Source organism: Halorhabdus rudnickae, assembly GCF_900880625.1.
GTDB classification, from domain to species: Archaea; Halobacteriota; Halobacteria; order Halobacteriales; family Haloarculaceae; genus Halorhabdus; species Halorhabdus rudnickae.
In genome coordinates this window covers 151,559-174,707 of sequence record NZ_CAAHFB010000001.1, presented here as the reverse complement: position 1 = coordinate 174,707, position 23,149 = coordinate 151,559, and the positions used below count along the sequence as shown (strand labels likewise).

Annotated in this window: 27 protein-coding genes; 13 read left to right on the top strand and 14 right to left on the bottom strand. The window is 59.6% G+C overall.

The annotated features are described in order from the left end of the window. Positions 1-2 precede the first annotated feature (2 nt). The 4 genes from BN2694_RS00870 to BN2694_RS00855 form a co-directional block, all read right to left on the bottom strand. Positions 3-875, bottom strand: coding sequence for a ubiquinol-cytochrome c reductase iron-sulfur subunit (locus tag BN2694_RS00870; protein WP_135661711.1), 873 nt, complete (start codon positions 873-875; stop codon positions 3-5). Positions 876-877: 2 nt separating this feature from the next. Further along, positions 878-1,276 (bottom strand): DUF7318 family protein, encoded by a 399-nt coding sequence (locus BN2694_RS00865; RefSeq protein ID WP_135661709.1) that lies wholly within the window; start codon positions 1,274-1,276, stop codon positions 878-880. Continuing rightward, positions 1,276-1,911: a halocyanin domain-containing protein gene (locus tag BN2694_RS00860; RefSeq protein WP_135661707.1), complete on the bottom strand. Its 636-nt coding sequence runs from the start codon at positions 1,909-1,911 to the stop codon at positions 1,276-1,278. The genes BN2694_RS00865 and BN2694_RS00860 overlap by 1 nt, the downstream gene beginning before the upstream one ends. Positions 1,912-2,029: 118 nt before the next feature. Beyond that, entirely contained in the window at positions 2,030-2,899 is an 870-nt protein-coding gene (locus BN2694_RS00855) for a DUF7319 domain-containing protein (protein WP_210408890.1), read from the bottom strand. A 150-nt stretch (positions 2,900-3,049) separates the two neighbouring features. Between BN2694_RS00855 and BN2694_RS00850 the strand changes: the two genes are divergently transcribed. Beyond that, a complete protein-coding gene (locus BN2694_RS00850; RefSeq protein WP_244605320.1) occupies positions 3,050-3,607 on the top strand; it encodes a DUF7321 family protein in 558 nt (185 codons plus the stop codon). A gap of 6 nt (positions 3,608-3,613) precedes the next feature. Here BN2694_RS00850 and nth read toward each other — a convergent pair whose 3' ends face one another. Continuing rightward, the gene (nth, locus tag BN2694_RS00845) at positions 3,614-4,300 is read right to left on the bottom strand and encodes an endonuclease III (RefSeq protein WP_135661705.1); all 687 of its coding nucleotides are present in this window, start codon (positions 4,298-4,300) and stop codon (positions 3,614-3,616) included. 105 nt (positions 4,301-4,405) lie between these two features. Between nth and BN2694_RS00840 the strand changes: the two genes are divergently transcribed. Beyond that, a complete protein-coding gene (locus BN2694_RS00840; protein WP_135661703.1) occupies positions 4,406-4,933 on the top strand; it encodes a GNAT family N-acetyltransferase in 528 nt (175 codons plus the stop codon). Between the two features lie 73 nt (positions 4,934-5,006). Further along, on the top strand, positions 5,007-5,804 hold the full coding sequence (locus BN2694_RS00835) for an RIO1 family regulatory kinase/ATPase domain-containing protein (protein WP_135661701.1): 798 nt from the start codon (positions 5,007-5,009) through the stop codon (positions 5,802-5,804). A 26-nt stretch (positions 5,805-5,830) separates the two neighbouring features. Here the strand turns inward: BN2694_RS00835 and BN2694_RS00830 are convergent, their stop codons facing one another. From BN2694_RS00830 to BN2694_RS00805, 6 genes are all read right to left on the bottom strand, one after another. Further along, entirely contained in the window at positions 5,831-6,739 is a 909-nt protein-coding gene (locus tag BN2694_RS00830; RefSeq protein ID WP_135661699.1) for a DMT family transporter, read from the bottom strand. A 92-nt stretch (positions 6,740-6,831) separates the two neighbouring features. After that, positions 6,832-7,311 carry an SRPBCC family protein gene (locus BN2694_RS00825; RefSeq protein WP_135661697.1) on the bottom strand — a complete coding sequence of 160 codons (480 nt, stop codon included), beginning with the start codon at positions 7,309-7,311 and terminating at the stop codon, positions 6,832-6,834. Positions 7,312-7,676: 365 nt separating this feature from the next. After that, positions 7,677-8,075, bottom strand: a complete 399-nt coding sequence (locus BN2694_RS00820) for a hypothetical protein (protein ID WP_167879928.1) — start codon at positions 8,073-8,075, stop codon at positions 7,677-7,679. 572 nt (positions 8,076-8,647) lie between these two features. Next, positions 8,648-9,073, bottom strand: a complete 426-nt coding sequence (locus BN2694_RS00815) for a hypothetical protein (RefSeq protein ID WP_135661694.1) — start codon at positions 9,071-9,073, stop codon at positions 8,648-8,650. A gap of 227 nt (positions 9,074-9,300) precedes the next feature. Further along, positions 9,301-13,323 carry a hypothetical protein gene (locus tag BN2694_RS00810; RefSeq protein WP_135661692.1) on the bottom strand — a complete coding sequence of 1,341 codons (4,023 nt, stop codon included), beginning with the start codon at positions 13,321-13,323 and terminating at the stop codon, positions 9,301-9,303. A 296-nt stretch (positions 13,324-13,619) separates the two neighbouring features. Beyond that, the gene (locus tag BN2694_RS00805) at positions 13,620-14,876 is read right to left on the bottom strand and encodes a Glu/Leu/Phe/Val family dehydrogenase (RefSeq protein WP_135661690.1); all 1,257 of its coding nucleotides are present in this window, start codon (positions 14,874-14,876) and stop codon (positions 13,620-13,622) included. A 255-nt stretch (positions 14,877-15,131) separates the two neighbouring features. On the opposite strand from BN2694_RS00805, the gene BN2694_RS00800 reads away from it, so the two are divergent. Beyond that, a complete protein-coding gene (locus tag BN2694_RS00800) occupies positions 15,132-15,626 on the top strand; it encodes a hypothetical protein (protein WP_135661688.1) in 495 nt (164 codons plus the stop codon). A 226-nt stretch (positions 15,627-15,852) separates the two neighbouring features. After that, entirely contained in the window at positions 15,853-16,128 is a 276-nt protein-coding gene (locus BN2694_RS00795) for a DUF7111 family protein (protein WP_135661686.1), read from the top strand. A 29-nt stretch (positions 16,129-16,157) separates the two neighbouring features. Here the strand turns inward: BN2694_RS00795 and BN2694_RS00790 are convergent, their stop codons facing one another. Next, positions 16,158-17,114, bottom strand: a complete 957-nt coding sequence (locus BN2694_RS00790) for an alpha/beta fold hydrolase (RefSeq protein ID WP_135661684.1) — start codon at positions 17,112-17,114, stop codon at positions 16,158-16,160. A 134-nt stretch (positions 17,115-17,248) separates the two neighbouring features. Here BN2694_RS00790 and BN2694_RS00785 point away from each other — a divergent pair, with 134 nt between their 5' ends. Together BN2694_RS00785 and BN2694_RS00780 are read left to right on the top strand one after the other, a co-directional pair. After that, positions 17,249-17,635 (top strand): secondary thiamine-phosphate synthase enzyme YjbQ, encoded by a 387-nt coding sequence (locus BN2694_RS00785; RefSeq protein ID WP_135661682.1) that lies wholly within the window; start codon positions 17,249-17,251, stop codon positions 17,633-17,635. Positions 17,636-17,795: 160 nt separating this feature from the next. Beyond that, positions 17,796-18,086 carry a hypothetical protein gene (locus BN2694_RS00780; RefSeq protein WP_135661680.1) on the top strand — a complete coding sequence of 97 codons (291 nt, stop codon included), beginning with the start codon at positions 17,796-17,798 and terminating at the stop codon, positions 18,084-18,086. A 454-nt stretch (positions 18,087-18,540) separates the two neighbouring features. Here BN2694_RS00780 and BN2694_RS00775 read toward each other — a convergent pair whose 3' ends face one another. Further along, complete coding sequence (locus tag BN2694_RS00775) at positions 18,541-18,918, bottom strand: hypothetical protein (RefSeq protein WP_135661678.1); 378 nt, start codon at positions 18,916-18,918, stop codon at positions 18,541-18,543. A gap of 283 nt (positions 18,919-19,201) precedes the next feature. Here BN2694_RS00775 and BN2694_RS00770 point away from each other — a divergent pair, with 283 nt between their 5' ends. From BN2694_RS00770 to BN2694_RS00745, 6 genes are all read left to right on the top strand, one after another. Continuing rightward, positions 19,202-19,603 carry a hypothetical protein gene (locus tag BN2694_RS00770; protein WP_135661676.1) on the top strand — a complete coding sequence of 134 codons (402 nt, stop codon included), beginning with the start codon at positions 19,202-19,204 and terminating at the stop codon, positions 19,601-19,603. Positions 19,604-19,929: 326 nt separating this feature from the next. Next, positions 19,930-20,151 (top strand): hypothetical protein, encoded by a 222-nt coding sequence (locus BN2694_RS00765; protein ID WP_135661674.1) that lies wholly within the window; start codon positions 19,930-19,932, stop codon positions 20,149-20,151. Positions 20,152-20,208: 57 nt separating this feature from the next. Continuing rightward, on the top strand, positions 20,209-20,451 hold the full coding sequence (locus BN2694_RS00760; RefSeq protein WP_135661672.1) for a transcriptional regulator: 243 nt from the start codon (positions 20,209-20,211) through the stop codon (positions 20,449-20,451). Further along, on the top strand, positions 20,444-20,902 hold the full coding sequence (locus tag BN2694_RS00755) for a ribbon-helix-helix domain-containing protein (protein ID WP_135661670.1): 459 nt from the start codon (positions 20,444-20,446) through the stop codon (positions 20,900-20,902). The genes BN2694_RS00760 and BN2694_RS00755 overlap by 8 nt, the downstream gene beginning before the upstream one ends. 50 nt (positions 20,903-20,952) lie before the next feature. Then, positions 20,953-21,408, top strand: a complete 456-nt coding sequence (locus BN2694_RS00750; protein WP_135661668.1) for a hypothetical protein — start codon at positions 20,953-20,955, stop codon at positions 21,406-21,408. Positions 21,409-21,413: 5 nt separating this feature from the next. Further along, positions 21,414-22,613, top strand: a complete 1,200-nt coding sequence (locus tag BN2694_RS00745; RefSeq protein WP_210408889.1) for a tyrosine-type recombinase/integrase — start codon at positions 21,414-21,416, stop codon at positions 22,611-22,613. A 15-nt stretch (positions 22,614-22,628) separates the two neighbouring features. Here BN2694_RS00745 and BN2694_RS00740 read toward each other — a convergent pair whose 3' ends face one another. After that, a complete protein-coding gene (locus BN2694_RS00740) occupies positions 22,629-23,138 on the bottom strand; it encodes a hypothetical protein (RefSeq protein WP_135661665.1) in 510 nt (169 codons plus the stop codon). Between the last annotated feature and the right edge of the window lie 11 nt (positions 23,139-23,149).

Genomic DNA, 23,149 nt, shown 5'->3' with positions numbered 1-23,149 from the left:
TGTCAGTCACCTGGGCGCGGGAGCGCCGTGAACTGTCGCTCGACGGGCTGGAACGGATCGTACACCGACTGATGACACTGACAGTAGACATCGTTTTCGGCGCCAAAGCGTTCGCTGCCGGAATAGGCTTTGAACCCGGGCACACAGCAGAAGTGCGTACACTTGTTGAGCCAGGCCATCACGTCGTTTTCCGTCGCCGCCTCTAAGAACGTCCGAATCGAGTCAGAAAGATCGGCGTACTCGCCTTCCCCGTTGACCATTTTCGTGATCTCGGGGCTACGGAGCACCTGGACCGGGATCGTTTGGATCTCATCGCCCTGTGAGCGCCAGCTGGCCTTGGCCGGTTTGCCGAGCCCTCCCCGTCCGATGTCGTTGCTCCACGTCTCGTAATCGTCGAAGTCATCGATCGTGAGGGCTTGTCCGTCTTCCATGTCACTCTGCCAGTCGTAGGTTCCCGTCACGGCACGGAACGCGTTGTCTTGGTCGGCCCCGGGAGCGATCCCGGCGTACGTCTGAACGCCACAGTACTGGAACCACGACGCGCTGTAGGTCTTCCCACCGAGATCCATTTCGGCGATCGTTACCTGCTGACCCTGGACCGTCTCCGTGCTGGTGTCCGGCCACCGTCCCGAGATCGTGCCGTCGTCGCCGATCTCGATCGGAATGATCGGCATCCCTCGCGGTGCTGGGCCGTCGATGTTGGCGATCCCGACGTACTGGGTAATTCCGCCGCCGACGCCGCTCGAAGAGGTGGTCAGTCCGATCGCGGTCGCGCCGCCGGTTGCGACGCTCCCGAGGGCGGCCGACCCCACGACCCCCTTCACGAACCGTCGTCGACCCGATTCGGTCGGATACTTGTCTGGATCTCCTGTCATAGTTATCGCTTCATGTAGGGGTAGATCGCGCGTTTGAACGTCTCACCGGCGCCGTCGGTCAGCGACTCGCCGTCGACATCGTCCTCACGGATGTACAGATCCTCCCACTTCCGGCGGCGTTTCTTGACGATCATCACGTCCGGGAGGAACTCCTTGCGATACAGCAGAAGGATGAACGCGAGGTTGACGAACATGGCCGCCATCGCGGTTCCGAGGAACATGTTTCCGAAGCCGCCGTCGTTGCTCGCGACACCCCACCCGCTGATCAGGCCGTAGGTGAACACGCCGACCAGCGCGATCTCGACGACCGTCAACAAGACGATCGCCACGGCGGCTGTCATACTTTCGCGGGGCGGTTCATAGCGGTGGATGTCTCCGTAGGCGCTATCCGAGGACGACATCAGTTGTTCCCTCCCTTGGTGTGGGACGATTCGCCGTACTTCAGCAGATAGAACGTGAAGGCGAGCGTCGAGGAAAACGCCAGGAACGTCGCGATCCCGACGTAATGGGGCTGGAAAGGCACCCCCATATGTTCGGGATTGACCGGCGTTGATGCACCTGCCTCAATGGACGCATAGTCGTCACCGACGACGACGGCGCCTTTCATGCCGACCGAGCGATGGGGATTACAGTAGTACTTCGAAATGCCGGCTTCCTCGAAGGTGTGCTCGAACGTGGTGCCGGCCTCGGCGACGGCCGAACCCGAGGAGTACGACTCGTCTTCGGCCACTACGTTGTGGGCGTTGCCCTCGCCGGTCCACTCGAAGACGACGGTCGTCCCGGCGTCGACGTGGATCGCCGGCGGCCCGAACGCCCAAAAGTTGCCGTTGCCCTCGACGCCCACTTCGACCGTCACTTCATCCTGGCCCCGGTGATCCTCCGTGCTCGAGAAGTTGCTCACGTCCGAGAACCACCCGCCATAATCGGGCTTCCCGCCGCCTCCGCCCTCCTGAGCAGCGGCCGACGCTGTCGCGCCAGCGGCCGCCGCCCCGCCGGTGACAGCACCCGCCGAACGGAGAAAGTCCCGCCTGTGCATGTGAGCCATTCTGAGGGGCGAATTTGTATAAACCCACCGGAAGCGCCAACCTCGGCGCCTTTTGCCGGTTATACGGCCGATTTGGTCGCCGCTCGAACCGTGGTCGTGTGAACTCCCCTCATTCGGCTTCAGAGACGGGGTCCCCGACGGTGTCGGCCCGGTCTCCCGGATCGATTGTCTCGTCGGCGTCGGTTTGGTCTCCCGGATCGGCCTCCTCGTCGACGGCCGCATCGACGGGGAGTGGCTCCCCCGGATCAGGAACGAACGCCGGCCGATCGGCGTCGCCGACGCCGATCTCCCGCAGTCGCCGACGATACTCCTCAGCCCGGTAGGCGTCCGAGAGGCGGGCGTTGGCAACCAGGACGAGCAGAAACAGTCCGATCCCGAGCAGTGCCAGCCCGGTGACCAACGCGATCGCGCCCCCGCCCACGATCGCGTACCCGACCAGCGCGAGACCGGCGAGCAACTGGGCGAGCGAGAGGATCTGAACGACAACGTTCCCCAGTTCACCGTCACCCTCGCTGACATTCTCGGGATCTGGCAAGAGATCACCCTCCGGTGGATCGGGCACCTCGTAAGACTCCATCGAACACAACGCCAGGGAAGGTTTGACGTCCCGCAAGACGGTCCCGTCGCCCTCGATCGTGCCGTCCGAGTGGACGACGGCGTAACTCGAATCGGAGTAGGCAACCAGCCGGTCGGGTTCTCGTTCGACCCGCGCAAAGACGTCCCGGTCTGCGACCCGCTGACGGAGGTCAGCCTCGAGGCGATCCAGCAGCCGATCCCCCGTGATCCAGGTCCCGGGATCGAACGCCGCCTCCCACTCCCGTGGTTCCATCTCCGCCATGTCCCCCGGGCCGAAGTTCTCGAAGTCGTACTCGGCCTCGACCTGTTCGCGGAGTTCCGCGAGTGAGGGTTCTTCCTCAGCACTCGACGCTGCGTCGGTCTCCTGCTCCGGATCCCCGTCGGCGGACCGGGCGGGTGTCATCGGCGGACGTTGGGGCCACGACGGCTTACCGGTTCTGGTCGAGGGTGCGGGCTTCCCTTCGTATGATTGCGGAAGCGCGCCGCGTCGTTTGAATGAGGATGTGGGCTACCTTCGCCATGTTTTAGCGAGTCCCGCCCGAATCCCGCCTCGATGGAGCAACTCGCGGTCGTCGGCGTTTCGATCCCGGGTGTCGGCACACTCGTCGATGTGTTGGCTGGGATCCCCGACAGCACGATCGCACTCGTCGTCCTCGTAGCCGTCACGCTCAGTTTGCCCTGTTTCCTCTACGGCGCCTGGCTCATGATCGTCAGCGATCCCATCACGTGGGGCGTGCTCAAACGCCACCTCGTCGTCGTGACCCTCGGGCTAGCGCTGACGACGGTCCCGCTGGTCGCCTGGATGATCCCGAAGTTCTGGGGCCAGACCAGCGGCGTCGCGGTCGTCCACGCGTTCCTCGGTGTCCAGGCCTACGCGTTCTTCGTCCTTGCGGCGACCGGGATCGTCCGGATCCTCCGCGCGAAGTGGGCCTCGGCGGAGTTCCGGGGCGCCACCGACTTCGAACTCGACGCGCTGGACGACGAGGAGCACGACCTCGGTCACTGGCGTGGACGCCTGCGGATCGGCGTGGTGGGCTACACCGCGTTGTGGCTGCTCGCCTATCTGACTGGCCTGCTCAGGTACGCCCTCAAGTACAATCCGTTCGGGTGACGCCCGTCACGTCCAGGGCTCGCCGCTCGCCAGATCGACGTCGCTATCGCCGCGCTCGGATGGGCAGACGTCCGCCAGCACGCACTCCCCACAGTCGGGATTGCGAGCCGTACAGACCGCCCGGCCGTGGCTTATCATGAGGTGTGTGAACTCTTGCCACTCTGTCTCGGGGATGATGCCCGTCAGATCCGTTTCGATGGCTTCGGGCCGTTCTTCCTCGGTGAGTCCCAAGCGACGAGTGAGTCGCTGTACGTGCGTATCGACGACGATTCCCTCGACGACGTCGTGGCCGTGCTGGAGGACGACGTTCGCCGTCTTCCGTCCGACACCCGGGAGATCGGTCAGGGCGTCCATCGTATCCGGGACTTCGCCGTCGTGTTCCTCACGAAGCTGCTCGCCGATCCCCTTCAGATATCCGGCTTTGTTGTTGTGGAACGTAATGCCGTAGATGTCCTCGGCGAGTTGCTCCTCGTCGGCGTCCGCATAGTCCGCGACTGATTCGTACGTCTCAAAGAGGTCGGGCGTGGTCTCGTTGACCCGCTCGTCGGTACACTGTGCCGAGAGGACAACTGCCACCAAAAGTTCCAGCCGGTTCGAGTAGTTCAATGAAATGGTCGTGTCGGGATATTCGTCGTGCAGTCGATCGATGACAGTCTCGGCCTGATTCTCGCGGGAGTCCTGTGGCGTGCCCATACGTTGATTCGGGGCTCCCGAACATTTTGACGTGTCGGGTCCGATTCGCCCTGTCAGCAGGTCGGCCCGAAAGATATGTATGATACGGGGTCGGGAGCGCTAGCTATGCCTGGACCGACGTTCCTGCGGGGCGAGAACGTCACGTTGCGACCGATCGAAGAGGAAGATGCGGGGTTCCTCGCCGAGGCGATCAACCATCCGGAGGTCTGGCCGACGCTCGCGGCTGTCGACCCGCTCTCCGTCGAGGACGAACGCGAGTGGATCGGGAGCCTCACCGAGGACGACGACATCCATCTACTGATCTGCGCTGACGGCGATCCCGTCGGCACGATCGGCCTCAACCAGGTCAACGACGTCTGGGGGATCGCCGAGCTGGGGTACTACGTCCACCCGGACGCCCAACGCAACGGCTACGCGACCGACGCCACCCGCCGGATCGTTCGCTACGGGTTCGAAGATCGCCGCCTGGAGAAAGTCTATGCGAACGTCTATCCGGACAACCAGGCCTCGGAGAGCGTCCTCGAATCCGTCGGGTTCGAACGCGAAGGAGTCTTCCGCGAGCACGCGTTCGTCCGCGGCGAGCGCATCGACGTCCATCGCTACGGCCTGCTCGCAAGCGAATTCGACGAGTGAGGCAAGCGGGCGTCTCGAACGGCGGGCGGACTCGACAGAAAGCCTCAAGCGTCGACCGGCCCCCTCTCTATCCATGGCACTTCGCCGGCTCTTGCGCGGGCAGATCGCCTGGCCGCGCCTAGAAGCCGTCGTCCGCGAGGTCCTCGAGCGGTACGACGAGCCGGCGGGCCGCGTGGAGTTCCTCGACGCTGACAACTGGCTGTCGACGCCGATGGTGGTCAACGATCGGTATTTCGTAAAGGCCATCTCCGAACAGCACTCGCTGCTGCACGCCATCTTGACGACCGGTCGCAACGTCGGCGCGTTCACCAGCGGGACCGAAGGCTTCTTCGAGCACTTCGGGACGCCCCTGGAGATGGCCGAGCACGAACTCGAGGCCACTCGCCGGATGGCCGAGGTCGGCTTGAACGTTCCCGAACCCAGAGAGGCCTTCGAGGTCGACGGACTGGGCGTGCTCGTCCTCGAGTACGTTCCCGCCTTCCGGTCGTTCGAAGAACTCGACGCCCGAGAGGTTCGGGGCCTCGCGCCCGATCTCTTCGACGCGCTCGATCGGATGCATGCAGCCGAACTCGCCCACGGCGACCTCAGAAGCGAGAACGTACTCGTCTCGAACGGCGACCTCTACTTCATCGACGCGACGAGCATCCGCGACGGAATCACCGAGGCGCGGGCCTACGACGTCGCCTGCGCCCTGGGCGTGCTCACGCCACTGCTTGGCCCCCGCGAGACAGTCTCTCTCGCCACGGAGCGTCTCGGTGTCGACGCCCTACTCGAAGCCCGGGAGTTCCTCGACTTCGTCACGATCCGCCCGGATCACGACTTCGACGCCGCGGCGGTCAAAGGCGAGATCGAGAAGCACGCCGCCGATTGAGTCGGCCGTTCTTTCCTCGACACCCCCTACCCCCCGTGTCCTCGCGCCCGCGTAGTCAGTACGATCCCCGTGAGCACGACGATACCACCGAGGACCGTCGTCGACCCAGGAACCTCACCGAGCAGACCGAGCGCCAGCAGCGTCGATCCGACCGGTTCGCCGAGCAGCGACGCGCTGACGACGCTGGATTCGAGATGAGCCAGCGCCCAGTTGAGGACCGTGTGCCCGAAGACGCCCGGACCAACTGCCATCCCGAGGAAGAGCAGCCACTCCTGAGGCGGATACCCTGCCAGTGGCGCGCCCTCGAGCGCGACGAACGCGAGCAGGGTCATCGAGGCGGCCGCGTAGACGACCATCACGTACGGAAGCAGGGCCAGTCGCTGGCGGATCGATCGTCCAGCGAGGACGTATCCCGCCATCGCAAGTGCTCCGAGGAGCGCCAGCGCGTTCCCGTAGGTCGGGTTCGGCCCGAGAACGGCCGCACCGAGCAGATCCGCCGCCGACATGAGAACCATGCCGGTCACGGTAACGCCGATCCCGGCGAGCGTCCGAGGGGCGACTCGCTCGTCGAGGACGAACGGTGCGAGAGCGGCCACGAACAGGGGCTGGGCCTGAACGAGCGTCACGGAGGCGGCCACGCTCGTCCAGGCAAGGCTCTCGAACCAGGCAGCGAAGTGAACCGCCAGGGCGATTCCGGCCAGCGCACCGCCGCCGAGATCGCGCCACGAAAGGCGTCCGAACGCGTCGCGCCCTCGCCAGACTGCCACCGGCGCGAGAAGCAACGTCGTGAACAACACGCGATAGAACGCAGCGACGATCGAGGGGGCCCCACTCCAGCGAACCAAGATTGCACTGGTCGAGACAGCGAGGACGGCGATCACCAGTCCCGTCGTCGGCGGGACAGACCCGGCGAGGCGATCGAGCGAACGCGACACGGCGGTGGATCGGCACGCGTTCGTTTAGCTGTTGGGACTTGCGTCGGATCAGTACCACCAACGGCTTCGATCGCCCGTGTGGTCCGGCCCGCCTACTCCAGTAGCGCTTTCGTCTGTCGGTGGCGATACCGGAACATCGGCTCGAACCCGACGATTGCGAGCGGACTCGCGAGTCGACCGACGGTGCCACCGGCGAGAGCGTACTCGACGTGGTCTATCACTCGTGTGCCACCCGGAACGGCCTCGAAGCGGTGGGTATGTCGCCAGCGGGCGAAGGGACCGCCGGTCATCTCGTCGACAAAGTACCCGTCGTCGGCTGATCGCTCGCGTTCGACAATACGGGTCGTCGCTCGTTGGCGCGGCCCGATCCCGAAGGGACGCAATGACACCGTCGCTTTCGTGCCTGCAACCATCTCCTCGAGGTCAGTCTCGCCGTCGGGGCCACGCACTGCTTCGACGCGGAGGTTCGTCCATCCCGGTGTTAGCGCTTCCAGTCCGTCGATCGTCGCGTGAAACTCCCAGACGTCTTCGAAGGGTGCGCGAACGACGACCGACCGCTCGTAGGTAGCCATACGACGAGTACGACGTGGATCGGCAAAACATCACGCCCCACCAGAATTCGTGTCTGCACACCACCACTGCAATTCAATTCAGCTTCGTAAAACCGTCTTACGACGTAGCGGTGTCTGGAACGATCGAACACGGAGACTGCGCCACTCGAACGCTTTCGCCCGTTCGCTTTGGAAGCACTCACTGCAGCGTTACTTGTATTCCGTGATACTGCAATTCCCGTCAGAAACCTATCGTCCGGATTATGCTCCGGCGTCTGGTCCTTTTTACTCGATATATCGATCTCCGCCATCATATATTTCCTGACAACATTGTACCTCTCGTTGAGACGGTATTCGGTGCTATCGGGTGAATCTCTCCCGGAATGCTATTCGAGAGGCCACTCACCTTGTGCGTCCAGTTGATCGAGATATTCGGGAAGGCGTTCGCGCTTGTATTCGAGCCAGTCGGTCGTCGATGGTCCCATCGGCTGGTGTTCGAGTGCGTCATCGGAAATATCGTGGCCGAGTCCCAGACGGACGTTCCGGAAGAAGCCCGTGAGTCGCATATGTTCCTGTTCACCGGTCGAGATTTGGTAGTCACCGGCTGATTCATATATCTCGTGGGCCCGGTCATACGCTTCTTCGGCGTTTTTTCGCTGTGCAATCGTCCGAAGATCCCCGATAAATTCGGGCCACGCACCCCGTCGGAACGCTCCGAACGACTGGGGGCCGAACTCTTGGCGCTCGATGTACTCGAAGTAGTCTTCAGCGAGCAAGATGCCCATATCGCATCGGTTCTGTGTCCGGAAATCGTCATCCGCGATTCGATAACACATCGCGGCATGTCGTAACATACTCACTGCACCTGGCGTCGAGTCAGGTTCTGGGAAGATGTGTTCTGTGACCGCTCCGGCATACTCGTGTGCTGCTGCTGTATACAGATCTCCCGCGGAGACGAGTCGATTGGATCCTCGAACGTCATTGGCTTGCTGCTGTAACTCGTGAGCAGTTTTCTTCATTGTCAACAGTCTATATCTCGGTCAGGTTCTTTTTCATTCTGTTCGTCATTCTTGATATCATCAACTGCGTCTTTCATCGAATTATATAATTCATCACAGGGCCTTGTGTAAATGCTATACAACAGCGATATCGGACGTACTACTCGGATCAGCGGCAGTACGTTGAAAGCCCTCGGCATCCCGCCCTTTCAGACTACCAAGAAATGAGCGTTTCGAGGGCTGCAACCGGAAAATGTATTTGGTGAACTGAAAAGGTGATCGAGAGGGTTCAAATTTTTTCCGGTAGAGGGCCTGAAACGTGCGATAGAGTGCGTCTGAACAAATTCAATAGAATGAGATCACGGATCGGGACCTGATGTCGATAGCACGCGCTCACTCCAGTCAAGTGTCTCTTTCTGGTCGAGTGCTGAGAGAATCGCGTCGAACGTCGATTGGCGATATGTGATTCGACGAGTCAGCGAGAGGCTCCGGAGGTCACGGGCTGTCTCAGCGTCGATGGGTTGATTGGCCGCATCCGCTAGATGTCCGATAAATCTCGAACTCTGATAAAATTCCTCCTCGTTGGCCCAGGCCATAATTGGATGGGGTGCACCCGCAGCTTCCACCGTTTCGTAATGTCGTTTGGCCGTTTGATAGGCGTCTGGATCGTCTAACCCTGCGATCCGTCGAAGATCTCCGATATGTTCGTGTGCGAGCGCGGCCCAGGCTTTCTTTTCTACGTCGTCGCCGTCAATCCGATCGTTGAGAACGTCTTCACAGATCAATATACCCTGTCGATCGACGTTTTCACAACGCTCGTCGTCTCCGGCGACCCTGTAACAGACGACAGCGTATTTTAAATTATTCAGGTAGAGTAGTATCTTTCGGGGTGTGAGCCCGGAACCTCCGATCCGAAAGTAGCTAAGCTGAAGATATCTATCGCCGCTGATAGAGAGGTCTCCGTTCTTCCGGGCATCCTTCGCTTCCTGATGGATCGATGTCCAGTCTGCAGTCATTGTTGGCAACCTGATGGGTTGTAATCCCGTTCTTCAAGCTCATCCTGTACGTCCTCAATATCGTCCCAATCTGGGTCAGTTAAGCTAGTACTGGTGATAAGATCAACGAATGGGTTGTCTGGACTCACTCTGACAATGTGCCATACGCCGTTTGATGCTTTATGTATATATGCTAAGAAGTGGCCGTCTGTCCAGATATTCCCATCAGCAGGATTTTTGAGTGCATCCATAAGATCGTCCTTTGTGCTGCCATCTTTATATGGATGATCGTTAGTCGATTCATCTGGAATGTGAACCTCATTTCCGCAGGTATCAGTCGTTGACTCGTAGCTTTCGGCGGCGACCGCGATGCCACCGATAATCGTCAGAATCGCTTTGTCTTTGTCGGACAACGGATCGCCGATGACGTACTTGTTGGAGCCGTATTCGACGACCGTCCCGGTTTCGATGACATGTTGGATGTCCGCCTGCGAGAGGCTCGTCGTTGCAGCGATGTACTCCCAGCCAAAACCACGAGTGTACTCGCGCCCGTGAGAGACTTCAGTTGCGTAGACCGTCCCCGTCGTGAGTGCAACCTCAAGACCCGAAGCCGTCTCCCAGGATCCAACAGCTTCCGTCGACGGCACGGAAATTTCAAATTTCTGTGATTGGTGGTGGCCGTGGACTGAGTCAGCGGAAAGTTCCATTGCTCCACCGACGACGGTGGCACCGACAGTCACCCCTGCGACGGCGGCCCATCCCGGCGGCCCACCGAACGATCCAACAGTTGACGATGGGACAGCGACTGTCGCACCAGCAGCCAGGCCCGCTTTGACGACGCCATCGCCGTTTTCTCTATCGTGGAGAATGGTGACATCATTTCCAAGCTCATCGGTCACCATGATTTTGAGACGATCTGGTCGTGCCTCGGTGAAACGACGCTCGTCTCGATAGTCGAAGCGAATTTCGTACCACTCTCCCGATGATGAGATAACTGTCCCTGTCGCATCTTGCCACTGATCGCCAATGAGAGGATTCGGTGGGTCGATGTATTTGTGAACAGTGATATCTTCGATGTCTTCAGCCCCGTCGGTTCCACTTGCACGCACTCTAAACTGATCCTGATAAATGAGGTACGATCTCGCAGTTGTATACTCTACTTCCGGGAGAGCATTCTCCTCGACTGGATCTGGGTCGACTTGATCGTTGAGATTATCGTTGTCTGTGTCACTGATATGGGGGTTGGTGTCCCACACGCGAACTTCTTCATAATCGTCGAGACCGTCGCTGTCTGTGTCTTTACGGGCCGGATTGCTCAAGATGTGATACCCCATCCACCAGCCGTTGACCTCGACCGGGTCACCGTAGTTGAACTCCGTCGGGTCCGGAAGCGAATCGCCGTCCGTATCCATACGATAGGGATCGGTCTCGATTCGGTTCCCAAGAGATGTGAGCAGACCTGCCTCCTCACGGTAGTCGGGGATCCCATCGCCATCGCTGTCTCGGGATCGATCGAGTGTCACGTTCAGATTGTCGATAGTCAGATAGGTGTCGCCGTGATCGGGATAATTACAGTAACTCGATGGAGAGACCTCGAACTCGATCGGTACGTCACCGGATACTTCCGCCCGCACGGCGACCGAACCTGTCTTCGATGTCCCAGAGCTGTCTGGGTTTTGGATGTCCTCTCCAGAAAGTACCGTATAGGGAATCTTTTCACCAGTGTCGGCGTTTCGGAGACTCCAGTCAGAGGTTTCCCACCAGCCATCTGCAGCCGTTCCCCAATCGAAACTGACCCGTATCGTTCCATTGAGGGTGCCCAACGATCGCGTTGCCTTCGCTTGTGAGCACTTGTAGACGCGCAACTGGAGTTGCTCGTTTTTGACTTTCACATTGGCGTTCCCGGAAACGTCGGTTTCCCAGTCGGACAGATCACTATCGTCGAACGTCTCGATCAGAACCGTCTCGTTCGTAGCTGACGGCTCGCTCCCACTACCTGCGTCCGCCGGCCCACGTTGGAATGGTTCGAGCCAGGTGGGCGTATAGAAGACCGTGTACAGCGAGAAGTGCGTCGTGTTCGCCGTCACGACGTTGGCCTCCGTGTCGACTGTCGACTCGATGGGCACGAACGTCCCGAGCGATTCATCGAACCGATACACCGAGACATTGATTTCGTCACCGTTGGGGACGGCACTCTCGTCGTAGGCGAAACGCAGGGTCGCGTTCTCGAAGGTCCTGTCCGACGTGAACGACACGACCGGTGTGGCCGATGTGTTCTGGACATGTCCGCTCTTGAGCCGCGATCGTCTCGTCCGTCGGATGTCGGTCCCCCCGGCGACGTTACCCTGGCCAGTCAACTCGACGCCCGCCCCGAGTGTCTCGTTGCTCGCCGTGGTCGTGTACGTCTCGTTGCCGTCCTCGATACCATCACTGTCGGTGTCGTTGTCCAGCGGATCAGTATGGAACGGATCAGTCGGCTCGACGTCGTCGTTCAGTCCGTCGTCGTCGGTGTCCGCGCTCCACGGATCGGTGCCGTTAGCCAGTTCCTGCGGATCGGTCAGCCCGTCAGCGTCGATATCTGCATACTGTGGCGATGTTTCAGCATCGTATTCCGCAGCGTTGCTCAGGCCGTCACTATCGAGGTCTTCCGCGCCATCGATTGTGCCGTCGTTGTCGGTGTCAGCGTCGAGTGGGTCCGTCCCGATGACGAACTCTTCAAAGCCGTCGGGCAAGTCGTCATCGTCAGTGTCAGCATCGAGCGGATCGGTCCCGAGTTCACGTTCTCGGATCGTCAAGAGATGATCGCTGTCGAAGTCCTCGTGGCCGTCGATCGTGCCGTTGCTGTCCTCGTTGCTGTCCGTTGATGGCGCGTCACTATCGGGATTCAAGGGATCCGTACCCGTCACGTTCGTCTCGTAGGTATCGGGCAGGCCGTCGCCGTCCAAACGAAGCACGACCGTGCTTGCCCGGTTCTGCCCGGATGACTCGCCACCCTTGCCGTTACCGTTGTTTCCTCTCTTCTTGCCTTTCTTCTCCCCCTGCTTCTTGCCCTTCTGCCTGCCTTTCTTCTTGCCCCTCTGCTTGCTGTGGTTCGACTGTTGACCGTCCTCGCCAGCGACAGCAATCTCGATCGTATTCACACGCTCGGTAAGATTGATCGTTTTCGCAAAGGTGGCGTTGGTATAGCCGCCACGAAGCGGCAGGGCGACCGTGCGATTGTCGTTGATCGTCGCGGTGGCACTCACCGCGTCAAGGCCGGTCGGATCAGTGACGTTCCCGACGAGCGTGTACTGGACTGTCTCGCTTCCATTGTGGGCCGGATCTATCCGTCGCGTCAGCGTCACCTTCGGGCCGACCTCCCGATCAATCAGCCGCAAGGCAGTGTGTGCCTGGTTGAGTGCCACGCCGTACGTCCGGACGGCCCGCGCTGTTGTGCGAATAGACTGCATCCCCGATTTATCTTCAGCACGGTCACGAATCCGCTCGGCCCGGGCGAGCTGTCGGCGGGCGTTCTCGACGTGGGCTTTGGCGCTATGATAGGTGCCTGACCCGAGACGCTCTTCAGTGGCGTCGAAAGCATCCTCGGCGTCCCGGATCACCTGTCGAGCAGAGCGGTTGTCCGCCCGCGCGACTAATTCGATAATCTGGTCGAGGCGTTCCTTCTGGTCGGTCCCGTGGAAGTCAGTCAGCGCTCGCAGTGCCACGGCATCATCGATAAAGGCGTGTTGGTCACCGACCCGCGTTGGACCCTGGTAATACGCAAGCGACTCGTTGAGCCGCGTTCGAGCGCGGTCCTTCGCAGCTTCTAATTGGTTCGATTGCGCCGAGAAATTCTTGATCCGATCGATCGCCTGGGCCTTCAACACGACTGGCGGCCCATCGGTGGGTTCTTCGAAGCGTGTATCCCCGTCCGATGGCGTGTTCCCTACGTTTTGTACGGTCGTCTCGGCACCGATAACCCCCGCTGGTAGTACCGACACGATTAGCAACATCGATGGGACGACTGCGAACAGCTTCCGGTCCCTCCCTCTTGCGGACATATTTTCCGGGAATACGTACCATTATTATATTATTTTCGTTCTATAATTCTCTATATTCATTATTACCATATGATTAGATCGAGAAAGACTCTCAGGTCTGTTTACTACTCTTGGCACGAGAACGCACTGCCGAGGACAATCCGTCTAATCGTGATGAGAAAGAAACGCCATGTGAGCGATGGTGCCGTCGCGCAGATACCCAGGACGGGAGAGCACCCGTTCGCCAGGAACGGCACATGAAAGATCGGACCAAGAGAATTCGATCAAGAGGTTGAACCGGCCGAACGAATAGCGATTCAGGGCCAGGTGCCGCCTTCCTCGCTGGCTACGAGGACGCGCCGGAGCGCGACGACGTAGGCGGCGACCCGCAGCGTGGCGAGGTCCTCGTCCTCGTAGGCAGTCACGAGGTCGTCGAAGGCGCTGACGATGACGTCCTCCAGTTTCTCGTTGACGCGCTGTTCGCTCCAGTACTCGCGAGTACGGTTCTGGACCCACTCGAAATATGAGACGGTGACACCGCCTGCGTTCGCCAGGATGTCCGGGATGACCAGGACGTCTTTCTCGGCGAGAACGTCGTCGGCCGTGGGGGTCAACGGGCCGTTAGCTGCCTCGACGATCACGTCTGCCGAGACGTCCGCGGCGAGTTCCTCGTCGATGGCGTTTTCGAGTGCGGCGGGTACCAAAATATCGACGTCGAGTGTCAGGAGTTCGTCGTTGGTCAGCTCCGCGTCGGCACCGTCGTAGCCGACGACGCTGCCGGTCTCCCGTTTGTGTTCCTTGACGGCACGCGGGTCGAACTCGTCGTCGGTCCGAACCCCGCCCGAGGAGTCCGAGACAGCGACGACATCGGCCCCGAGGTCTTCGAGCAGATCGGCCGTAATCCAGCCGGCGTTCCCGTAGCCCTGCACCGCCACGGTCGCCTCACTGATGTCTCGATCGAGGTACTCGAAGGCCTCCCGTGCGACCAGCATCGACGAGCGTCCCGTCGCCTCGACCCGGCCCTCGCTCCCGCCGCTGGTAAGGGACTTACCGGTGACGACGCCGGGTTCAGTCGTGTTTTCGAGGGTTTCGTAGGTGTCTTTGATCCAGTTCATCTCACGCTGGCCGGTGTTGACGTCCGGCGCAGGAACATCGCGATCCTCGCCGATCAGCGGCCGGAGTTCCGTCGCGAACGCACGCGTGATGCGTTCGAGTTCGCTCTCGGAGTACTCGCTGGGATCGATGACGATGCCGCCCTTGCCGCCGCCCAGCGGGATGCCGACCGTCGCGCACTTATAGACCATCCAGCCTGACAGTGCCTTGACCTCGTCGCGGGTGACGCCAGGGTGATACCGGATGCCGCCCTTGTAGGGACCGCGTGCGTCGTTGAACTGCGATCGGTAGGCCCGGAACGTCTCGTAGGAGCCGTCGTCCATCTCGACGGTGAGATTCATCTCCAGCACGCGCTGGGGCTGTTTCAACCCCTCCAGGACATCATCACCCACATCAAGAGACGCCGATGCGTCGTCGATCTGCTCTTGCAGACTCTCGAACGGATTTACCGAATTAGACATACGTCCAATCTCGGAGAGGCGAAAGTTAAGCGCATCGTTACACTCTTGCACATATTCACAGCCGACCCCAGCAACAATTTCTAGTATGGGATGGGGACATCCAGTACAAGACGCTCAGTACGGCTCGAAATATGGCTCGATGGCGATGGGGATGGGGATCGAGGACCGATACAACAGTGTCGCGGGAGTCAGACTGGCGGCACTATCGGGGACCGTTCCACAATAGCTATCCGGATGCACGGGTGAATCCAGCATATGGCTTCCGCGAACGGCGACCGGGACGGTCTCCGGAAGGGTGCGAGGGCCGGTGCAGTCGCGTGGGTGCTCGGTGTCGCCGTCGCGTTCGTGCTGTGGTGGCTGTTCGCGTCAGGCGGCGGGCCGATCCGCTTTCTCGCGTCGGCGATCGTCTTCTATTATGCGTTTCATCTCTGGCCGGCGGTGCCGCTACTGACGGCCGGAAATGCCATCTTCGCCGTCTTCGCACCCATCTCGATGCTACTGTTGTTCTGGGCCGGCTTTCGCACGGCGATCGGCGCGGATGCGCCCACGGGCGCCGATGGGTTCCGTCGGGGTGCAAGCGTCGTAGCCGGGTACCTTCCGATGGCGGTGCTCTCGCTACCGGCCTTTGCCCTCTCCGTCGGAACCTCACCGCTCGCGGATCTGTTCTCGACGGCGGCCATCGTCGGAATCACGGGCGTGGCGTTCCCGCTCGTCTTCGGCGGTCTCGGCGGCTGGCTCGCCGGCCGATGAGACAGGTAAATCCGGAGATTGCCAGCCGTTCGCTATGCGGATGATCCCCTTCGATTCACCTGCAATCCGATAGACATCGAAAGGGTCGGATCCGATTCGGCCGCTGCCGAAACACACCCACGTTGGGCTATAGAACGCTCAATAGCGTATAGAACACTCGAAAGCGGTTACAACCACACGCGTTGGGACCGACAACTACGACCCGATCGCGCCGTAACAGGCCCCTATGACAGAGCAGACGCGTACCGACGAGGGGATTACGGCGCGATACGACGAGACTGAATCCGAGCGTGTGTTGGCATTCGAGGGGAGCGGATCGAGTGCCGCGATCGCCCAGAACCGAGAGGGATACGCCATGTTGAAGGTCCGCCCGTCGCCGGACGGTGACGAACTCGAACGGTACTACGGGTTCGACATGGCGCTGGATCACGCTGCCGAACTGCTCGGTGTCGATCCCGGCACACTGCCGGTTCCCGAAGGCGCAAAAGACATGGGAATGTGAGTCCGGACGATCCGGTACAGCGACACTGATCAGCCGCTGGCGAGAGTCGTCACGTCATCTTCTTCGAACCCACCAGTCATGACGTCGACGAACGCCGCGGGATGCTCGACATGCGGGAGAAGCTTTGCGTCGTCGAAGACGATCAGGCGAGCGTCGGCCGCCGCTGCCAGCTGTCGTCCGGTCGAGACCGGCGTGGTATCGGCGTCACGGCCCCAGATCAGCGTCACCGGGACGTTCAGGTCGGCCAGCATCGTTTCGAGGTCGTCCGCTGGGTCGAGAAAGCCCCCGAGGAACGACGCTGGCGCGTAGCGAGCGCCGGGCTGGTGAGCACTGCGCCACTCGTAGTCGAGGGTCTCGTCGGTCAGGTTCGACAGGTCGGCGTACCCGTGGTCATCGTGGAAGTGTCGTAGACCGGATTCGCTGACGATCAGATTGAACATGGCGGATCCGATTACCGGCGACCGGAGGAACGCACGGACCCACGGCCGCGGCGGATCACCCATCGTCTCGTCGGTCGGACAGAGCAACACCAACGATTCGATGTCGGTTTCCCGGGCCGCTCCCGCTGCGTAGGCCCCCGACAGCGAGGAGGCAACGATGGTGGGATCCTCGACGAGATCGGCGATCGCGTCCGCGAGGAACGTCTCGTACAGCGATGCCGAGTACAGTAGCGGCGGCCGGTCAGATCGACCGAACCCGGGGAGATCAGGGGCGACAACGTGATACTCCGCCGAGAGCGCGTCGAAAACCTCGAGGAACTCCCGGCTCGAAGATGCGGCGGAGATTCCGTGGACCAAAAGCAGGTCGGGATCGTCGGGGTCGCCGGCCTCGGTGTAGGCCACGTCGAACCCGCGCCAGCGGTAAGTGTCGTCGATGCCACGCAACGCCGGTTCGAGATCACCGGCCCGGTTGGCGAGCAGGCGGTTCCCCAGGGCCGACGCGCCGATCGCACCCAGGGCGACGCCGGCTACGGTACGGAGCTTCATACCCTGATCGACGGGCGTCAGCGGTTTATAGGTACTGCCGACGGTGTTTCACGCGCCCTGATCGACGTGTATCGCCGCTTTAGCGAGACGGTCGGGAGGCAATTCTTTTGGGAGTCCTGGCCGAGGAATCGCGCATGGCCACCGAACTATCTGTGAGTACCGACGAGCGCCTTTCGGTCCTGAATGTGACTGATCGGGTCGCCAAGGCGCTGCCCGCCGACGCCGACGGGACGGCGACCGTGTTCGTCCCGCACACGACGGCCGCAGTGACAGTCAACGAAGGCGAGTCCCGGCTGCTGGGCGACATCGAGACGGGGTTATCGGATCTCGTCGCCGACGAGGGGTGGGCCCACGACCGGATCGACGACAACGCAGACGCACACGTGCGAGCGACACTTCTCGGGCCGAGCGTGACCGTCCCGGTCAGCGACGGTGATCTGGCGTTGGGGACCTGGCAGTCGATCCTCTTCGTGGAGTGTGACGGCCCCCGGACGCGATCGCTGGAAGTACACGTAAGCTGAGCGGTCGGCCCCGTCCTTTTCGCCCGTCAGTGCGTTTGTCGAGCGCTTCGGGGCCTCACCGGCCCGGATCGAGACCGAGCGGTTCGGATTATCGTTCGCGAGTGGCTCGAAACCGGGGCGTTCGAGAACGCATTTAGGACGGGAGGATCTATCAGTAGGTATGACTGCCAGCACCCCCGGGAACACGGGGTGGTTCGAGGACGTCGATCCCGACGACGTGGCCGCGGCCGCGGCGTCGATCAGTGAGGGATCCGCGGAGCGACCCCAAGCGTGGCCGAACGAGGCGATCGACGCCGGGTTCGTAGACGACGAGTCGGAATACTACGACCGACTCCGGGACGCGACGATCGAGGCCACCGACGCGGCGGTCGCCGAGCGCGAACGGGCGGACGATCAGCAGTTGATCCACGCCGTGCGCTCGATGGACGATAAAAGACGAATACTATTATAAAACCCAGTTTTGCTTAGGGCGGATAATGTGGGGCACGGGGATTTTAACCACTTCAAACAGCATTATTCGATATGGAACACGACCCGATCGGAATTCGTGCGCTTGAATCAGGGGATGAAATTGAAGTTTGGCTTCGACCGAATTCCCCGTCCGGTACTATTGACGACATGGACAACCCGAAGACGTGGAACGTAGTTTCTAATATGAAATGGAAACGGAATGAAGAAGATGGTTATTTTCATGACGAAGAAAATCGACGAATACATACCCGGTCTACGACATATAAGATTACATTCGAACCCAAATCAACAGATGAAAAGTATACAATGGAATACACTATTCATCGGGACGGATATACGGAATATTCGCCTGTGAAGTCCGACAACCCGACGACCCGAAGCGAAGTCGTCGGTCGGATCGAACGAATTGGGAATCAGTAAACGAAGACCCTGCTTCAATCAAGAACTTCTATCTTCGAAACGCCGGCTATCCCGCCCGTAGCGTAATGTTTTCCGGATAGGTCTTCTTTGTAAAGAAGAATACTGACGGTTTCATCCCCGACCATTGGGCTTTTGTGAATCATATAGTATTCATCGGCGTCGTCGTCTTCGGGCGGAACTTCAAAATAGACTTCAGTTTCGGTCACAATCTCGTCTACGTCATGCCCTTCTTGATGGTCTTTCCGCGACGATATTGAATATCGGACGGTTGTATCCCAAGGTGAATCAGGCTGAAACCGCGACGTGTGGTGTGAATCATCAAAATGAAGCCGGACTTTATCGCCCGACGTCAATTCAGTAAGAACGTCGATCGGGTGGCCTTTTGTTGCCATACGATAACATCATACGGAGGATAGTTAGGTATTTTCGAATACGACCTACGTTCGGGTAGCTGGCCGGCGGATAGTTAGCAAATCTAACTGTTTATCCGACTATACACCGCCCCGTCGGGCGATTATCGCCGACTGTTTACCGGCGTGTATAGCGGGCACCATCGACTAAACACACCACTATACACCCCGCCGTCCGGCGGTTTCCCTGATATGTGTATAGCGCCCCTAAACGGAATTAAACGAAAGTACCCCCCGGACATAGACGTCATTAGGGTCGATCGAAATGCCCGAACAAATCGACGTTCACGAATATCGGCGCGAACAACGGAAGGAATTGACGCGGGAACGCTTCGAAGAATGGGTCGCCGAAGACAAGCGGGAATGTCGGCAACTACGCAAAGACGCCGATTACGACCACACGGTTCCAAGCGACCGCGAAATCGAAATCGAATTCGCCCTTTGCTACGATATGCCCCAACTACTTCCGCACGTCTTGGAAAAAGAAGGGTCGATTCGCGGGGCCTTACGACGAATCAATAGCGAACTTGAAGCCGCGTCGCATTACGACACCGACGAATACGGCTTTGTGTCCGAACCGACCTTCTACAAGTGGGTCGACAAGTGGGCGAAGGCCGACGAAACGACCGATCTGAACCGGCGTATCTTGAAGCAATTCGTTCGGTAGACCGTTTTACCCCGTTTTAGTTCGCCGTCTTGCGGTTTCCCGCCCAATAGCCGTGCGACCCGGTCGGGGACGGGTGGGGGGTAAAACGGACTAAAGGGACGTACGCACCGCCCGTGCGTCGTTTTAGGGTCGCCGTATGTAGAACGAACCAATCGACAAGCCGATCGAAGGCCCCGACGGGGAAACCTTCGAAGACTTCGACGCGTGCGTCGCCCACTTCGACGGCGACGACCCCGACGACGTCGACGACGAAATGAATCGGTTGATGAACGCGACGGCGGTGACAGACGGGGGCGTGCCGGACGAATGACGGCCCCATTCGCGTCGTGGTCGTCAGTAATCCAACACGCACCGTCTACTTCGACGACGCCGTCACGCACGTCGTGACGCCGGCACACGGCCCGCGTGCGGCGCGGGTGTCGGACTTCGAAGACGTGGGCTTCGACGTCGTCGGGATTGGGCTACTTCCGTCGGCGATCGGCGGGTGCGATTACGACGACCCCGGCGGTCGACACTTGCTTCTTCGGCGGTCGAACCGACCCGATTAGCCAATACAAACGGCTTGGGAAAGGGCTAAGTGCCTATCCCAATACAAACTAATTGTAATGGCACCAGACGAACGCGACCGCGACGACGAAACCGGGCAATTCACGGAAGAATACCCGCCCGACGACTTCGTCGCGGCTATCGAAGCCGACGGCGGGGCGACCGGCACGAAAGACGTCGCCGACGCCGTCGGGTGTTCGTACGAATTGGCGTACAAGAAGCTTCGACAAATGGCCGACGACGGGACGATCGACCGGCGGAAGGTCGGGAACGTGAACTTGTGGGTGGTCGACGATGGGTGATTACACGCACGTCGCTACCTACCCCGACGACGACCAATTAGAACGGTGGGAAGAACGGGTCGACGAATTGGGGTTCCGGTCGCGGTCGGAATTCATCGAAGCTATGGTCGAAGCCGGGTTGAAGAAGTTCGACGCCGCGTCGGTCGAACCCGACGAAACGAACCGGGAACTTCGGGAACAACGGAACGACCTAAAGACCCAACTTGACCGTGCCCGCGACCGTATCGACGAACTTGAAGACGCGGTCTATCACGGCGAACGGCAAGCTATCGCCGAATACGTCGAATCGAACCCCGGCGCGACGTACGACGACATAGTGCAACACATTATCGACACCGCCGCCGGTCGGGTCACTTCCCACTTGGAAGACATGGAAGGCGACATCTTGCGGGCCGACGACGACGGTTATTACCTGCGTGACGAAGTCGCCGACGACCGGGGGTGGGTATAGTGCCGGCCCCCAAAGACCGACCCCGGTTATCCGACGACGTCCGGCACCGTATGGGGGTCTACAAAACGATCGACGACGTGCCCGACAAGTACCACCTTCGGAACCATAGCGCGGCGTACGACGCCCGCGACGTGTGGGGGGACTTCTTCGACGACAAGACGGCGAAGTTCGACACGAAGTCGACACGCGACCGCTACGAAAAGGCGGGTCGGTACTTCAAGACGTTCATGGCCGACGTCGGGCGGCACCACGCGTTAGCCGCCCCGCGTCATATCGAACGGTTCCTAGTCGCCTTGCGTGACGGCGACGTCGGGCGTCACAACCATACGCGGAAGCTTCAAACGGTCTACTTCGAATACTTTCAACCGATCGACGAATTCTATTCGTGGCTACAATCGCATGTCGACCACCCGCACGTCTACCACCCGGTGCGAATGGCGGTCGTCGATGGAGGTTTCGCGGGCGACGTGTGGGGACGGAAGTTAGAACAAAACGACAAACGGTGACACAAATGTTAGATACAAACGGACAAGAATTCGCCGATGCATTCGGTCTTGAAACCGATCCATTAGCAAAGTACGGACACAAGTTCGAAGAAATCGACGCCGACCCGTTCGATTTCGCCTTTGACGAAGTCTTAGCAAACAAGGACTTGTCCGAAGGCGCGATTGCGTCCTACAACGCGGCGGTTCGGGATTGGTGCGAATTCATGACGACCCAAGACCGGCACCCGGCGTGCCCGAATTCTGAGCACATTACCCGGTTCGTACGCATGGAAATCGAACCGGGCGACAGTCGCCCCGAACACGATACGACCGACGGCGCGTGGGTTCGGAACAAGGTCGATCGCTATTGGCGAAACGGCCCGGAAATCAAAATCGACACCGAAGACAGCTGGGGGAATAGCCGCCGAACCGCGAAGAAGAAACTGTGGAACTTGAATTCGATTTATACGATGTGGCAACGGAGTTCCAAAATGCCCCACCCGACCGAATATAACCCGTTCTTGGAAGCGAAACAACGCCTATCGCTATCGACCAAGCGGGTGAAGGAACCGCCCCGGATTAGCGTCGACGACTTGCGCGACGTCGTCGCTGACGTGAAGCATATCCGCGATCGGGCGTTCATCGTCACCCAACTGAAGTTGGGGCTTCGGGCGTCGGAAATGGCGAATATCAAGATTAGCGAAATCGACATAGCGAACCGCGAAGTCGCCCGACACTACGACGACTTGGGGGTGTCACCGCACGTCAAACCCTTCGAAAATTCCGTCTACATCCCGCACGACCGGGAAGGCAACAAATCGAAGCGGCCCCGCGTCTTGCCGATTGACGACGAACTTCGCCGACTATGGATTAACTACCTGCTTATCCGCCCGGAAGCCGACGAACCGTGGCTATTCCTTAGTCGGACGAATAACACAAAGGTCGATGACGAAGCGATAAACAACGCGTGGAAGCGTCACTTCCACCCGAAATACGAAGAAAATCAGCAACACCGGGCGGTGACGTCACACTACGGTCGGCACCGATTCACGACGTATTGGCGGGTCGAAGAAGACGTGAACCGCGAACTAATCAAGTATATGCGCGGAGATACGTCGGCAGGCGGTACGGTCGACCCGGCGGGTGGCATAGACCACTATATCCATAGCTACTACGGAGATATAGAACCGCTTTACCGTGAACGGATATACAAATTCGGCGTCTAATTTAGCTCAGAATTGCTATCGGTTTAGAAAGTCGGAAATGTATGCACGTAGGCCAACTTCCGATTTGCTTTGTTGAATTTTGGTGATAGCGTCTCCCCCCTGTTCTATAGCATAATCTCTTTCAGAATAATACGCGCTTGCTAATGGGGTTTCACGGCGGGAATCCGGGTCATTTGCTTCTTCGGGGTTTAATGTGATACGTTCGGCAAGGGCGTTTATTTTTTCAGCACTTGCATAATATGACGTGACTTCTTGAATTTCGTCTTCAGTCAACAACCCCAGCTTGTCCGTCCCGTTGTCGAATACACTAGTTGGCATCATCCCACCACCAACTTCTGTCACGATCTCAGCCGTTTCTACGTTACTGGTCCCTGCATCTATTTCGCCAATTAATGATTCACGGAACCGTTCACGCCTTCTTCGCGTATTCAGTATCCCTCTAAGTTCCCTAACTAACAACGTGATTAGTCCGGTTGCTACCGCCCCAATAAATGCGGATGCAACAATCGCAGATACGTTGACCACTATTCTACCCT